Genomic DNA, 13,470 nt, shown 5'->3' on the forward strand with positions numbered 1-13,470 from the left:
GGTTGATAGGCCGGATCTGGAAGCCCAGTAATGGGTGGAGGTGACCGGTACTAATAGGCCGAGGGCTTGTCCTCAGTTGCTCGCGTCCACTGTGTCGGTTCTGAAACCACGAACGACCCCGCGCTCATGGCGTGGTGCGGTTGTCAGTTTCATAGTGTTTCGGTGGTCATAGCGTGGGGGAAACGCCCGGTTACATTCCGAACCCGGAAGCTAAGCCCCAGAGCGCCGATGGTACTGCAGGGGGGACCCTGTGGGAGAGTAGGACGCCGCCGAACAAATTGTGGGAAAGCCCCGCACCGACAGGTGCGGGGCTTTCTGCATTTCAGGGCTACGGGCAGTAATTCGGGTGAGGACGGGGGTACCCCGGTACTACCGTGGCCGGTATGACTACTACGCGTTCCGGGGCGGGGATCGGCACCGCCTTCGGGGACTATGTGATCCGGCAGGTGCGGGCCGAGGAGTGGGCCTCGGTGAAGGCGTTGCGGCTCATCGCGCTGCGGGACCCGGTCGCGGACATCGCCTTCCTGGAGACGTACGAGACGGCGGTGACGCGGCCCGACACGTACTGGCAGGAGCGGACGGCGCGGGCGGCCGAGGGTGCGGACGGGATGCGGCAGTTCATCGCGGAGACGGCGGACGGCACCTGGGTGGGGTCGGTCGTCGTGCTGGTCGAGGAGCCCGGTACGACGGACTTGGCCGGGTTCACCATCGAGCGGCGGCAGGGGCATCTTGTCGGGGTGTTCGTACGGCCCGAGCACCGGGGGAACGGGCTCACCAAGGCGTTGTTCGAGGCTGCGCTGGAGTGGGCGTGGGGGGCGGGGTTGGAGCGGGTGCGGCTCATCGTGCACCCGGACAACGCGCGTGCCCTCGGCTTCTACCGCAAGGCGGGCTTCGTGGAGAGCGGGGTGAGCCTGCCGCTGGCGGGGAAGCCGGACGAGTACGAGCTGGAGCTGGTCGTCGAGCGCTGACCTGCGGTGCCTACACCGGCAGTTCGTCGTGCGGCCAGCGGGTGCGGGCCTGTTCGCGGGAGCGGAGGAGGGCCAGGGTGGGCATGCCCCGGTCCGCGCCGGTGGCCAGGAGCTCCGGGAGCTGGGGGAGGGGGGCCACGGCCGCGACGTCGTCCAGGACCAGCGTGAATGGTGGGTCGAGCCGACCGGAGGATGACCGTTCGGCCATGCGCCGGCCGTGCTCGACCACGCTTGCGGTGAGGGCCGTCAGCAACGGCATCGCACCCGGCTGGGTGCGGGGATCCTCGATGGATTCACCCACCACATAAAGCGTGCCCGTTTCGTGGACGAAGGAATCCAGGGCGAGGGCATCAGTTCGGTTCGGAGTGCAGGCCTCGCGGATGTTGACCGTGAGCAGGGCGGAGAGCGCACGGGCCGTCAGCTGCTGGGCGATGTCCCGGCGTTCCGGGTACGCGGTGAGGGTCGCCTCGAGTTCGCCCGCGGCGCCCGGGGCGGCCTTGGGGTTGGTCCGCAGCACGCGTACCGCGTCCTGGACCTGGGTGCCCTGCGCCCAGCGGTGGACGTGGCGGATGGTGCGGCCGTCGATGGCGGCGGCGTGCAGGTAGCTGCGCAGGAGGGTCTGGGCGGTGTCGCCGACGGCCTGGTCGAGCCGGGAGGCGGGGCGGACCGGGGCCAGCAGGGCGGTGGCGCGTGCGACGGCCGTCTCCTTGTCCTCGCAGCCGGCCGTGGGGGACCAGTGGAGGCGGGCCGGGGTGTCGCAGCGGTGGGCCGGGTCGTAGAGGTGGGTGGGGCCGAGCTTAGCCCGCGCGTCCTTGGTCTCCGCCCAGAGGGAGGGGTCGGAGGTGACGACGAGGGCGGGACCCTCCGCGTCCCGTACGGCCGAGGCGGCGGTGGTGTGCCGGGTGTCCGGGGAGCCGTAGAGCACCGGGTGGGCCGCGGCCGCCGAGGGCGGGAGGGCTTCGGCGAGGGCGGCTTCCCGGGGTGGTGCCGTGCCGGGGAGTGGTGCTGCTTCCCGCTCCCGTTCCCGTACGGGCTCGGGTGCCGCTCTCGGTGTCGGTACCTCGTGCTGGACCGGCTCCGGTGCCGCGGTCGCGCCCGCCGCCCGCTCCGCCTTCCGCCGGGCCCGTAGCGCCCGCCACCGGGCCACCGTGCCCAGCACGAAGATGGTGAGGACGAGCAGCAGCATCAGCTGGCCGATGAACAGGCCCCAGAACAGCCCGTACCCCGAGAGGGCGGAGGCGGGGGCGTCCGGCCAGGCGCCCGGGATGTCGTGGGGCTCGGCGACGAGGTGCCGCATGGCGACCGGGGTGCGGGTGAAGGTGACGCCGGACGGCCAGGAGCCGCGGGCGACGAGGCCCGCGAGGCCGGTGGCCGTCCAGACCAGCAGGGTGATGCCGAGCAGGAACGCGAGCAGCCCGACCAGCAGCCCGTCCGGGACACCGCCCTGGCCGTTCCGTCCGTTGCCGTGGCCCTCCGGTCTCACGCGTGTTCCTTTCCCCTGTCGTCCGACGCCCTTACGCCACCGTCGACCGGGAGTCGCCGACGTGCTGCTCCACGAAGGCCGCCGCCCGTTCCTCCGCCTCCAGTTCGGCGGCGAGCAGGGCGTCGTGGGACAGGTCGGCGGAGGACTCGGTCATCGCGCGGTCGGTGAAGACCAGCGGGCGCTCGGTCTCGGTGATCAGGTGTTTGACGACCTGCACGTTGCCGTTGACGTCCCAGACCGCGATGCCCGGGGTGAGCGAGGGGATGATCTCCACCGCCCACCGGGGCAGGCCCAGCACTCTGCCCGTCGCCCGTGCCTCGTCGGCCTTCTGGGCGTAGATGGTCCGGGTCGACGCCATCTTCAGGATGGCCGCGGCTTCCTTGGCCGCGGCCCCGTCCACCACGTCGGACAGGTGGTGGACGACCGCGACGAAGGACAGGCCGAGCCGGCGGCCGAACTTCAGCAGCCGCTGGAACAGCTGGGCGACGAACGGGCTGTTGATGATGTGCCAGGCCTCCTCGACCAGGAAGATGCGCTTCTTCCGGTCGGGGCGGATCCAGGTGTGCTCCAGCCAGACGCCGACGATCGCCATCAGGATCGGCATGGCGATGGAGTTGCGGTCGATGTGGGACAGGTCGAAGACGATCAGCGGCGCGTCCAGGTCGATGCCGACCGTCGTCGGGCCGTCGAACATGCCGCGCAGGTCACCGTCGACGAGCCGGTCGAGGACCAGGGCGACGTCCAGGCCCCAGGCCCGTACGTCGTCTATGGCGACGTTCATCGCCTCCGCCGACTCGGGTTCGGGGTGGCGCAGCCGCTCGACGATGTCGGTGAGGACCGGCTGGCGTTCGACGATCGTCTCGGTGACGTAGGCGTGCGCGACCTTGAGCGCGAAGCCGGAGCGCTCGTCCAGGCCGCGCCCCATCGCGACCTCGATGATGGTGCGCAGCAGCGCGAGCTGGCCCGTCGTGGTGATGGTCGGATCGAGCGGGTTGAGCCGGATGCCGTGGTTCAGGGCGGCCGTCGGGTCCAGCCGGATGGGGGTGATCCCCAGCTCCTGCGCGATGAGGTTCCATTCGCCGACCCCGTCCTCGCCCTGGGCGTCCAGGACGACGACCTGGCGGTCGCGGAAGCGCAGCTGGCGCAGGACGTACGTCTTCTCCAGGGCCGACTTGCCGTTGCCGGACTCGCCGAGGACCAGCCAGTGCGGCGCGGGGAGCTGCTGGCCGTAGAGCTGGAACGGGTCGTAGATGTAGCCCTTGCCGGAGTAGACCTCGCGGCCGATGATGACGCCGGAGTCGCCGAGGCCGGGGGCGGCCGTCGGCAGGTAGACGGCCTGCGCCTGGCCGGTGGACGTGCGCACCGGCAGCCGTGTCGTCTCGACCTTCCCGAACAGGAAGGACGTGAAGGCGTCGGTGACGACGGACAGCGGATCCCGCATCGGACTCAGCCCCTACCTTCGAATGCCGGTGGCGAACGGGAGTGTGTTCACGAAGGCGCGGTGGTGCTCGCGGTCGCACCACTCCAGCTTCAGGTACGACTTTCCGGCCGAGGCCCGGATGGTCCGCTTGTCGCGGGCCAGCGCCTCGGGATTGCGGGAGGAGACGGTGATGTAGCCGACGAGGTTGACGCCGGCCGCGCCGCTGGCGAGGTCCTCGCCGCGCTGGTCGAGCCGGCCGTGCGCGGCGATGTCCCGCGGGTCGACCGTGCGGTTCATCTTCGCGGCGCGGGACGCCTCGGCCTCGTCGTTGGTCTTCTCCGTCAGCATGCGCTCGATGGCGACCTCGGTGGGTTCCAGGTCCATCGTGACGGCGACGGTGCGGATCACGTCCGGCGTGTGGACGAGGAGGGGCGCGAGGAAGTTGACGCCCACCGGGGTCATCGGCCACTCCTTGATCCAGGCCGTGGCGTGGCACCAGGGGGCGCGGGTGGAGGACTCGCGGGTCTTGGCCTGGAGGTAGGTGGGCTCCATGGCGTCCAGCTCGGCCGGCCAGGCGTTGCGCTTGGTCATCGCCTGGATGTGGTCGATCGGGTGGTCCGGGTCGTACATGGAGTGGATCAGCGAGGACAGCCTGCTCTGGCCGAGCGGCTGCCGTACGCGGATGTCGGCCTCCTGGAGCCGGGAGCAGATGTCGGTCAGCTCACGGGCCATGACGACGGCCAGTCCGGCGTCCCGGTCCACCTTGCGGCGGCCCTGGGTGCGCACCGCGCGGGCCATCGCGTTGGCCTCGGCGGCCAGCTCACGCGTGTAGTGCATGCAGGCGACCAGGTAGGCGCGGTGCTGCTCGCTGCTGGTCGACACCATCGACTGCAGCTGGTCGTACGACTGCTGGAGCCACGGCGGCGCCTTCTCGTCCCCGCGCAGGGAGACGTCCTTGGCGTGCGCGTCGGGGTCGGCGGGCAGCGTGCGGGCGAGCATCTGGATGCGGGTCACGAAGCCGTCGCCGTTCGCCACGTGCTTGAGCAGCGTGCCGAAGCGGTCGACGAGCGCCTCCTGGTCCTCGGAGTCGCGCAGGCCCACGCCGGGGCCCTCGATCTCGATGGCCGCGGTGACCGTCTTGCGGTCCGCGTGCAGCTGTACGGCGATCTCGTCGGGCCCGAACGGGGCGGCCAGCCAGGTGATCCGCCCGATCCCGGGCGGCGGCCCGACCTCGACCTCCCGGCCGTCCAGCCGGGTGCCCGCTTCCACGGCACCCGAGCGGTACGTGGTGCCTTGGCGCACGGTCCGCCGGTAGCTCCGGTTGATCTCGAACCACTTGTAGAACGTGCGGCCCCGGTACGGCACGTACACGGCGGCCAGCGCGATCATCGGGAGGCCCGCGAGCAGCACGATCCGCAGGGACAGCACGGGGACGAGGAGACCGGCCATCATGCCGGAGAACGCGCCCAGGACGATCAGCGCGATCTCCCCGGTCTCCCGATTGCGGCCGACGATCGCGTTCGGCCGGGCCCGGCCGATCAGATACGTACGGCGGGGCGTGACCGGATGGGACAGGTGGGACTCGGTCGTCAACGCCCTTCACCTCCCGTGCTGTTGTTACTGCTGCTGTTGCTCCGGCCGGCGTGCGGCGTGGTCACCGGGCTGCCCGAGCGGGGTGCGGGTGTGGCGGAGGGGACAGATCCGCCGCCACCGTTCGAGGGGCGCGAGCTGTGCGCGGCGACTCCGCCGGAGGCGGGATTGGAGGGGCGCGCGCCGCCGGACGACGAGGACTGGCCGCCTCTGTTGCTGTCGGCGCGGGTGCTGTGGGTCTTGATGCCCTGCGCGACCATGGTCGCCGGGGAGCTCATGACCGCGGCGGCCTTGCTCTCGGCGCCCTGCATGATGCGGTTGTTGCGGGAGTTCGCGATCTCGTCGCCGAAGCCCGGCACGAAGCGGTAGATCATCGCGCTGGCGAAGATGGCCAGCAGGATGATCGCCAGACCCGACACCACGGCGGAGAAGGCGTTGGGGCCGTCGTCGGAGGACAGCGCGCCCGCCAGGCCCAGCACGATGACGATGACCGGTTTCACCAGGATCACCGCGATCATGATGCCCGCCCAGCGCCGGACGTGCCCCCACAGGTTCTTGTCGACCAGCCCCGCGTACACGACCGTGCCGAGCAGCGCGCCCACGTAGAGCAGGGCCGCGCGGATGACCAGCTCCAGCCAGAGGACGCCGGCCGCGAGGATCGACACCAGCGAGACGATGATCAGCATGATCGGGCCGCCGCCGATGTCCTTGCCCTTCTCCAGGGCGCCCGCGAACGTGCCGAAGAACGTGTCCGTCTGGTTGCCCGTCGCCTTTGCCAGGACGTCGGTCACGCTGTCGGTGGCCGAGACGACGGTGTAGAGGATCAGCGGGGTGAACGCCGAGGCCAGCACCGTGAGCCAGAGGAAGCCGATGGCCTCCGAGAGGGCGGTCGTGAGGGGGACGCCTCGTACGGCCCGCTTGGCCACGGCCAGCAGCCACAGCAGGAGTGTCAGGATCGTCGACGCCGCGAAGACGACGGCGTACTGCTGGCGGAACGTCGGGTTGGTGAAGTCCACGGCGGCCGTCTCGTCGACGGCGGCACTGAGCTTCTTGATCGTCCAGGCGGCGGCGTCGGCGCAGCCCCTTGCCAGGGCGGCGAGGGGGTCGAGGGCGGTGGTGGGGTCGTTGAGGCTGCCGGCTCCGCCGGACCCGCCACCGGAGCCGCCTCCGCCGTCTCGGTCGCAGTAGTCCTTGGCGGGGCCGTGGATCAGGTCGCAGGGGTCGTTGCTGCCCGTTGGCGTCGGTGTGGGTTCTGCGAAGGCACGCGTGGCAAAAAGGACAGCTGATGCCTGAACGGCCGCGACGATGCCGGCCAGCTTGAGCAGGCGACGATTACCGCGCATACGTGAACCCTCCGTACTCCTCGACGGCCTTAGCCATCTCTTCGGCGCTGGAGGCCCGCTCGTCGCCGGGAACCGGCGCGGGGCCATCCTTCTGGGAGTGGGTCACGATCTTCCAGTTGTCGTTGGTCCACTCAAGTTGAATGGTGATGGTGAACCAGCTGCTGGTGACCGGGTTGGTGGAGCTCTCGCCCGCGAGGCCCAGGAGGCCGCTGCACCAGACTTCGACCGTCGCGGTGTTGTCGGACGACTCGGTGACCTTGGTACCGATCGGGCTTGTACGGGAGACGAACGTGGCGCCCTTGGGTGTGGTGCCGTCTTCGTTCAGGCCCACGTTCTTGTTGAACTCCGGCGTGTACGCCTTGTCCAGGCTGGCCTTGAAGTCCGCGACCCGTGTGGGGACGATGACCGTGCCCAGTATGGCGTCGCGCCGATTCTTGTTGAACATCTCGGCCGAGCCCAGCGCCACCGCGTAGTTCGCCGCCGCGCTCTCCGCCCCCTGGCGGTTGTGGGCGAAGCCTGAGGGGATGCCGGCGTTCGCCGACTGGACGGGCTTCTCCCCGGAGGGGGCCGTCGCCGCCGCCTTCGGGGAGTCGTCGTCCTCGCCCGATGAGGAATCGTCTCCTCCACGGTTCGCGAAGGCGATCGCGGCGATCAGGAGCACCACCACGCCCACCACCGTGACCAGGCTGCGCGACGACGTACGGCCACCTCTGCGCCCGCCGGCGTACGGGCTGACGTCGGTCTCCGGCAGGCGGGTGTGGGTCTGGCCCGTGCCGCCGTACCCACCGGAGTTCCCGTGTTCGTCTCCGAGACTCATGCCGCGTACGCCCCCTCAGCGTCGTGCGGAAACACCTCGTACTCCGCGTACTCCATGTACGACGGTAGCCGTGCTGGTCCCCGCGCGGGCGCGGTGTTATGAGTCGACATCAGGGAAACGCAACCTCAGCCGGTGGGCGCGACGGGCGGGTGGGGTGGAAGGAGAGGCCGGACGGGCCCGGTCGGAGGCATGGGGGGTCTCCTACACGGCCATTCCGTACACGATGGTGAACACCGTGCCCAGAGAGCCGATGATGAAGACCCCTGTCAGGCCCGCGATGATCAGGCCCTTGCCCTGCTCCGCGCTGAAGGTGTCGCGCAGCGCCGTCGCGCCGATGCGCTGCTTCGCCGCTCCCCAGATGGCGATTCCCAGGCAGATCAGGATGGCGAGCGCCATGACCACTTCGATCATGACCTTGGCCTCGTTGCCCAAGCTGCCGAAGGGGCCCCAGTCGGGAGCGATCCCGCCGATGATGGTGTTGATGTCTCCCTCGTCGGCCGCAAAGAACATGTAAGTCACCGCCCCTGTCGGGTCGTTCCGTGCCCCCTGCGGGCATGCAGAGGTCAGGCCTCATTGTCGCCGACGATGACGCCGTCGGATGTCGACTCGGCATCATTAGTTGGCGGGTTTCGTATGAAGAAAGCTTCTCACCGGCGCGCGCCGGTCCCTGGGAGGGGAGCGAGTCGATGGGTGATGAGTCGTATCGTCACTCTGTGTATCACGGTTCGGCCACGAAATGGTCGAACTCACCCGCGCGCACGCCGAGGACGAAGACGTCCCACCGGTGTCGGTCCGTGGTGACGGTGGTCCCGGGGGTCGCGCCGGCGTGGATACGGACGGTGAGGTTGTCGTCGGCGGTCACGTCGATGGCGGTGGGCTGGTCGCTCGTCACCTCCCTTTCTTCCTTGAGTATCTGAAGGAGACTCAGGAAGCTGCCCGGCGTGGTGGTGAGTACCGCTCCGTTGGGGTCGGCGGACTCTGTTATGTGGATGGACCCAGGGGTGGCCGCCACATGTATGCACGAGTCGCCTGTGCCGCACAGAGACGACTTCTGCCACTTGAAGGGGGGCATCGCGGTTCCTCTCACGTGTCTCGGAGCAGGTGGTGGATCACGTCGCGGGACGCTTCCGGGGTGAGGGCCCGGGAGTCCAGCCGTTCGAGCAGTACTCGGTACATGTCCAGTTGGGCCTCGGCGTCGAGGAAGACGGGGCCGTGCGACTGGTCGAGATGGACGGTGTCCAGTTGGGGGACGGGCCCGTGCGAGTAGAAGATCGACTGCCCCGATCCCGGGAAGCCTCCGGCGGCGAACGGCAGCACCTTCAGGATGATGTGCTCCCGCTCGCTCATGTCCAGCAGGTGCCGCAGTTGCGCGGCGGCGATGGTGGGGCCGCCGAACTGCATCCGTAGGGCGGCCTCGTGAATGATGGCCTGGTAAGGGGCAGGCGAGTCGCGGTACAGCACGGCCTGACGCTTGATGCGGAACGACACCCGGTGCTCGATGTCCGGGGGCGAGAACTCGGGCACCACGTGACGGAACAGCGCACGAGCGTGTTCGGCGGTCTGGAGCAGTCCCGGGATGTGCACGGTCACGGCACCGCGCAGACGGGTCGCGTGGTGCTCGACTTCGGCCAGGTCCAGCAGTGCGGCGGGCAGGATCTCCCGGTACTCCTCCCACCACACGCGTCTGCGGTCGGCCGTCATGTCGCTGAGTGCCTGGATGAGAGCAGTGTCGCCGCACTTGTAGTGGTGGGCCAGGGTGCGCACGCGCTCGGGGCTCACGCCGATGCGCCCGGCCTCGGTGTTGCTGATCTGGTTCTGCTTCACGCCGAGAAGTTGACCGGCCTCTGTCGCGGTGAGCCCTGCGCGCTCCCGCAGTTTTCGCAGCTCCACGCCCAATCGGAGCCGACGGCCGGTTGGACTGGTTCTCACGGTCCTGACGCCTCCCTGGCGCTACGGTCACCCACAAGGATGGAAACTAATGCAGATTCAGATATCTAGCTAACACGTTAGTTGGGGCGGCGTTACTTTAATTCTCGGCGCCTCCGCCCCAGAAGCGCACCGATCGACGGATCGGCATGCCACTGGGTCACCACCGTACGCAACCCGCCAACTTCCGTCAGTGATCGGAGACTTCCATGCCCACCGTAAACCCGCCCTGGTCGTACGTCCTTCAACTCCCGCACGATCCCCGCGCTCCGCGCATCGCCCGGGTCACCCTGCGGACCGTGCTGGGGGCGCACGGTCTCGCCGAACTCGCGCCCACCGCCGAGCTGGTGGCCGCCGAACTCCTCGCCAACGCCCACGTGCACACCACCGGCCCCTACGCCCTGCGGCTGCGCGCCGCCGAGGACGGGCGGCTGCGGATCGGGGTGTGGGACACCGACCCGCGGGTACCGCCCGGGTTCGGCGAGGGGGCGCCGCTCGACGTACCGCCGGACGAGGCGGAGAACGGCCGGGGGCTGCCGCTGGTGCGGGCCTGTGCGTCCTCGTGGGGTGTGGGGGCGTTGACCGTGGGGAAGGGCCTGTGGGCGGAGTGCGGCTGAGGCCGTGCGTCCTGTCCCACGCGGCACATGTGTTCCCGTCTCTCCCGTGATCACCCCGGAGAGGGGCGGGCGCCTCTATGCTGACGTGGGCAGCGGACTCCGGGGCGACGATGGGCGGTTGACGGTGCGTAAGGCCTGGATCGCGGCAAGCGTCGCTGTGGGTTCCGCGCTCGCCTTCGTCATGCTGCTCGCCGTCGGCGTCTTCCTCGTCGCGGGGAACCTCGCGGGCGGGGTCGGCGGCGGTGCCGTCAAGACGCTGGCGAAGGGGACCGTGCCGGCCGCGTACCAGGATCTCGTGCAGAAGTGGGGCAATCTCTGCCCGGCCATCAACCCGGCGCTGCTCGCCGCGCAGTTGTACCAGGAGAGCGGGTTCAACCCGAAGGCGCAGAGTCACGCGGCGGCGCAGGGCATAGCCCAGTTCATCCCCGGTACCTGGGCCACCCACGGTGTCGACGGGGACGGCGACGGCGACCGGGACGTGTGGGACCCGAACGACGCGATTCCCTCGGCGGCGACGTACGACTGCGCCCTCGCGGGCTATGTGAAGGACGTGCCGGGGAATCTGACCGAAAACATGCTGGCCTCGTACAACGCCGGGGCGTACGCGGTCATCAAGTACCAGGGCGTGCCGCCGTACAAGGAGACGCAGAACTACGTCGAGCGCATCCTCTCGCTGGAGAAGAGCTTCGCCGCGCCGGTCGGCCGGGTCGACCCCTCCAGGCAGGCCGCCGGGGCCATCGACTACGCGCAGAAGAAGCTCGGCACGCCCTACCTCTGGGGCGGTAACGGCACCGCTGACCAGGGAGGACGCTTCGACTGCTCGGGGCTGACCAAGGCCGCGTACGAGAGCGTGGGGATCACGCTCCCGCGGGTGGCGAACGACCAGTACAACGCGGGACCGCATCCCGCGCGGGACGAACTGCTCCCCGGTGATCTGGTCTTCTTCTCGGACGACCTCACCGATTCGCGGGCCATCCGGCATGTGGGCATTTACGTCGGCGGTGGGTACATGATCGACGCGCCGCGTCCGGGCGCCGTGATCCGATTCGACCCGATCGACACACCTGACTACTTCGGTGCCACCCGCGTCACCGAAGATGGCGCGAAAGCGCTCCCCATGACGGTCTGAGCGATGCGTGAACCACTCCCCTGAGCTGCGACGACGCATCTCTCTTCGATAACGTCTGAGTGATCATTCGATGGAGGGCGGAACGTATCGGCGGGGGCCGTGCGTTCCTGTTGTCGTAGCCGAACAGGCCAGCGGATCTACACCACGGGGGTGGGGTAGAGGCGCACGCACGGTGCGCCGGAAGACATGACGAAGGGGCCTCAGCACCATGGCTGGACTCGCAGATTCCGGGTCGAACCCCGACGTCGACCTGCTCTATGACATCAACGGCCTGGCGAAGGCCGCACCGCCGTGGTTCGACCACCTCATGGAGTTCGTGGGTGAGTTCGGCCTGCTGTTCGCCCTGCTGGGGTTGCTGCTGTGGTGCTGGTGGGGCGTCAGGAAGCGGGGCGGCGAGGACGCGGCCCCGGCCGTGGCGGCTCTGGTGTGGGCCCCGCTCGCGGCGGGCGTCGCGGTCCTGGTGAACGTGCCGATACGTGAGTTCGTGGAGCGGCGCCGGCCCTTCCTCGACCACGAGGGGCTCGAGGTCCTGGTCGACGGCAAGACCGACTACTCGTTCGTCAGCGACCACGCGACGCTCTGCATGGCGCTGGCGGTGGGGCTGTTCCTGGCCAACCGGCGGCTCGGGATCATCGGCCTGGTGCTCGGGGTGCTGGGCGGGTTCATCCGGGTCTACATGGGCGTGCACTACCCGACGGACGTCGTGGGCGGGCTCGCGCTCGGTACGGCCGTCGCGCTGCTGCTGTCGCCGCCCGCCATGGCGCTGCTGACCCCGCTGATGCGGACGATCGAGCAGTCACGGCGGGGAGCGTGGCTGATCAAAGGGAACGGGACCGAGGCGCGGATGACCCGGGGAGAGGCCCGGCAGTCCGGGCCGGGGGAGCGCGACTTGGCGGCGTAGCCGTCGTCCCGTGTGACGTACGCCATGAGTGTCATGAGGTGGAGTGGCCCCCGGGGCGGTTCCCCGGTCCGGGTCACTCCACCGAGTGTTTCTCGGCGTCCGTACGGGCCAGGCTTCTGGCTCTCCTCGCGGGGTCGCGCCAGCCGCAGACGCAGCGGGCGACGCAGAAGCGCCCCTGCTCGGATGTGGTTGTCCTGTGTTCCTGGAGGCTTACCGGGGCTCCCTGCTGTTCCACCCGACAAAGGTACCGCTCCCGGAGTGTCTGCGTGACGGGGTCCCCTACCGGTCGTTAACCGGGAGAACAGGCGGCCCGTGTCGGACGTAGCGGGGGTAGGCGGAGCATGGCAGGACGGGAACTGCGGCGTGGGCGGACCGGTGGTGCGGTCGTTGCCCTCGGGACTGTCGGTTGTCTGGTGCTCGGTGGCCTCGCGGGCTGCGGCGGCAGCAGCGGGGCCGCGACCGGCGGCTCGCCCGGCGGCTCGGCGGCGGCGGCGGTGGTGCGGGGGGCCGCGGACGCGCTGGTGGACGCGGGCAGCTCCAAGGCGCGCACCTCGATGGAGATGGCCACCGGCGGCACCCGGGTGACCATCCGCGGGGAGGGTGTGTACGACTACCGGAAGCGGCTGGGGCGGCTGAAGGTGCTGCTGCCGCAGGACCCGTCCGGTACGTCGGTGCGCCGGCCCATCACCGAACTGCTCGCTCCGGGCGCGCTGTTCATGAAGAACCGGGGCGCCGGAGTGCCCGCCGACAAGTGGGTGCGGGTGGACACCCGGACGCTGTCCGACGGGAACCTCGTCACCGGCGGCGTCACCGACCCGTTCGCCGCGGCCGAGCTGCTGCGCGGGACGCGGTCCGCGACCTTCGTGGGCAGGACGGAGCTCGCCGGGGCCGAGGTGCGGCACTACCGGGGCACGGCGGACCTGCACGAGGCCGCGCGCGCCGCCTCCGAGGCGAACAAGGGGCCGCTGGGCGCGGCGGCGACCGGCTTCGCCACCGCCGTGGTCCCCTTCGACGTCTACCTGGACGACGAGGGGCGCATCCGGAAGGTCCGCCACCGGTTCAGCTTCATGAACGGCGAGCGGGAGGAGCCGGTCGCGGTCGCCTCCACCACCCTCCTCTACGACTTCGGCGCCCCCGCCGACGTCCGCCTCCCGGAGCCCGCCGACATCTACGCGGGCCGGATCGCCGAGGAATGACCGGCGTGAACTAGCCCTTACGTGCCATGCGCGGGGCGGGGAGTGCTGCCTACGCTAGGGGGCCTCTGCCCGTATGACGG

The 13,470-nt window shown here is 69.9% G+C and carries 13 protein-coding genes, 1 rRNA gene and 1 pseudogene; 6 read left to right on the forward strand and 9 right to left on the reverse strand.

Annotation, left to right across the window (positions count from 1 at the left end):
* The first annotated feature begins 158 nt into the window (after positions 1–158).
* A 5S ribosomal RNA gene (gene rrf, locus AB0I73_RS24480) occupies positions 159–275 on the forward strand.
* Positions 276–383: 108 nt separating this feature from the next.
* Entirely contained in the window at positions 384–968 is a 585-nt protein-coding gene (locus tag AB0I73_RS24485) for a GNAT family N-acetyltransferase (RefSeq protein WP_363040650.1), read from the forward strand.
* Between the two features lie 10 nt (positions 969–978).
* On the opposite strand, the gene AB0I73_RS24490 is transcribed toward AB0I73_RS24485, so the two are convergent.
* From AB0I73_RS24490 to AB0I73_RS24530, 9 genes and pseudogenes are all read right to left on the reverse strand, one after another.
* Positions 979–2,451: a type VI secretion protein gene (locus tag AB0I73_RS24490; protein WP_363040652.1), complete on the reverse strand. Its 1,473-nt coding sequence runs from the start codon at positions 2,449–2,451 to the stop codon at positions 979–981.
* 31 nt (positions 2,452–2,482) lie between these two features.
* Positions 2,483–3,892 carry an ATP-binding protein gene (locus tag AB0I73_RS24495; protein WP_202279670.1) on the reverse strand — a complete coding sequence of 470 codons (1,410 nt, stop codon included), beginning with the start codon at positions 3,890–3,892 and terminating at the stop codon, positions 2,483–2,485.
* 12 nt (positions 3,893–3,904) lie between these two features.
* Positions 3,905–5,464 carry an SCO6880 family protein gene (locus AB0I73_RS24500; protein ID WP_363040655.1) on the reverse strand — a complete coding sequence of 520 codons (1,560 nt, stop codon included), beginning with the start codon at positions 5,462–5,464 and terminating at the stop codon, positions 3,905–3,907.
* On the reverse strand, positions 5,461–6,804 hold the full coding sequence (locus tag AB0I73_RS24505) for a hypothetical protein (RefSeq protein WP_363040657.1): 1,344 nt from the start codon (positions 6,802–6,804) through the stop codon (positions 5,461–5,463). Before AB0I73_RS24505 ends, AB0I73_RS24500 begins: the two co-directional genes overlap by 4 nt.
* Positions 6,794–7,621, reverse strand: coding sequence for a hypothetical protein (locus AB0I73_RS24510; RefSeq protein WP_363040659.1), 828 nt, complete (start codon positions 7,619–7,621; stop codon positions 6,794–6,796). The genes AB0I73_RS24505 and AB0I73_RS24510 overlap by 11 nt, the downstream gene beginning before the upstream one ends.
* Before the next feature lie 201 nt (positions 7,622–7,822).
* Complete coding sequence (locus tag AB0I73_RS24515; protein WP_042174769.1) at positions 7,823–8,131, reverse strand: hypothetical protein; 309 nt, start codon at positions 8,129–8,131, stop codon at positions 7,823–7,825.
* 208 nt (positions 8,132–8,339) lie between these two features.
* Entirely contained in the window at positions 8,340–8,513 is a 174-nt protein-coding gene (locus tag AB0I73_RS24520) for a hypothetical protein (RefSeq protein ID WP_363040766.1), read from the reverse strand.
* A gap of 33 nt (positions 8,514–8,546) precedes the next feature.
* Positions 8,547–8,693, reverse strand: a pseudogene (locus AB0I73_RS24525) (DUF397 domain-containing protein); the annotation flags it as partial.
* Positions 8,694–8,704: 11 nt separating this feature from the next.
* A complete protein-coding gene (locus AB0I73_RS24530; RefSeq protein WP_363040661.1) occupies positions 8,705–9,550 on the reverse strand; it encodes a helix-turn-helix transcriptional regulator in 846 nt (281 codons plus the stop codon).
* Between the two features lie 206 nt (positions 9,551–9,756).
* On the opposite strand from AB0I73_RS24530, the gene AB0I73_RS24535 reads away from it, so the two are divergent.
* The 4 genes from AB0I73_RS24535 (at position 9,757) to AB0I73_RS24550 (ending at position 13,390) form a co-directional block, all read left to right on the forward strand.
* Entirely contained in the window at positions 9,757–10,164 is a 408-nt protein-coding gene (locus tag AB0I73_RS24535) for an ATP-binding protein (protein WP_363040663.1), read from the forward strand.
* 118 nt (positions 10,165–10,282) lie between these two features.
* The gene (locus tag AB0I73_RS24540; protein ID WP_363040666.1) at positions 10,283–11,293 is read left to right on the forward strand and encodes a bifunctional lytic transglycosylase/C40 family peptidase; all 1,011 of its coding nucleotides are present in this window, start codon (positions 10,283–10,285) and stop codon (positions 11,291–11,293) included.
* A gap of 208 nt (positions 11,294–11,501) precedes the next feature.
* The gene (locus AB0I73_RS24545) at positions 11,502–12,194 is read left to right on the forward strand and encodes a phosphatase PAP2 family protein (RefSeq protein WP_363040668.1); all 693 of its coding nucleotides are present in this window, start codon (positions 11,502–11,504) and stop codon (positions 12,192–12,194) included.
* 341 nt (positions 12,195–12,535) lie between these two features.
* Entirely contained in the window at positions 12,536–13,390 is an 855-nt protein-coding gene (locus tag AB0I73_RS24550; protein WP_363040670.1) for a hypothetical protein, read from the forward strand.
* Positions 13,391–13,470: the final 80 nt, after the last annotated feature.

This window comes from Streptomyces sp. NPDC050388, from assembly GCF_040655635.1.
Lineage (GTDB): Bacteria > Actinomycetota > Actinomycetes > Streptomycetales > Streptomycetaceae > Streptomyces.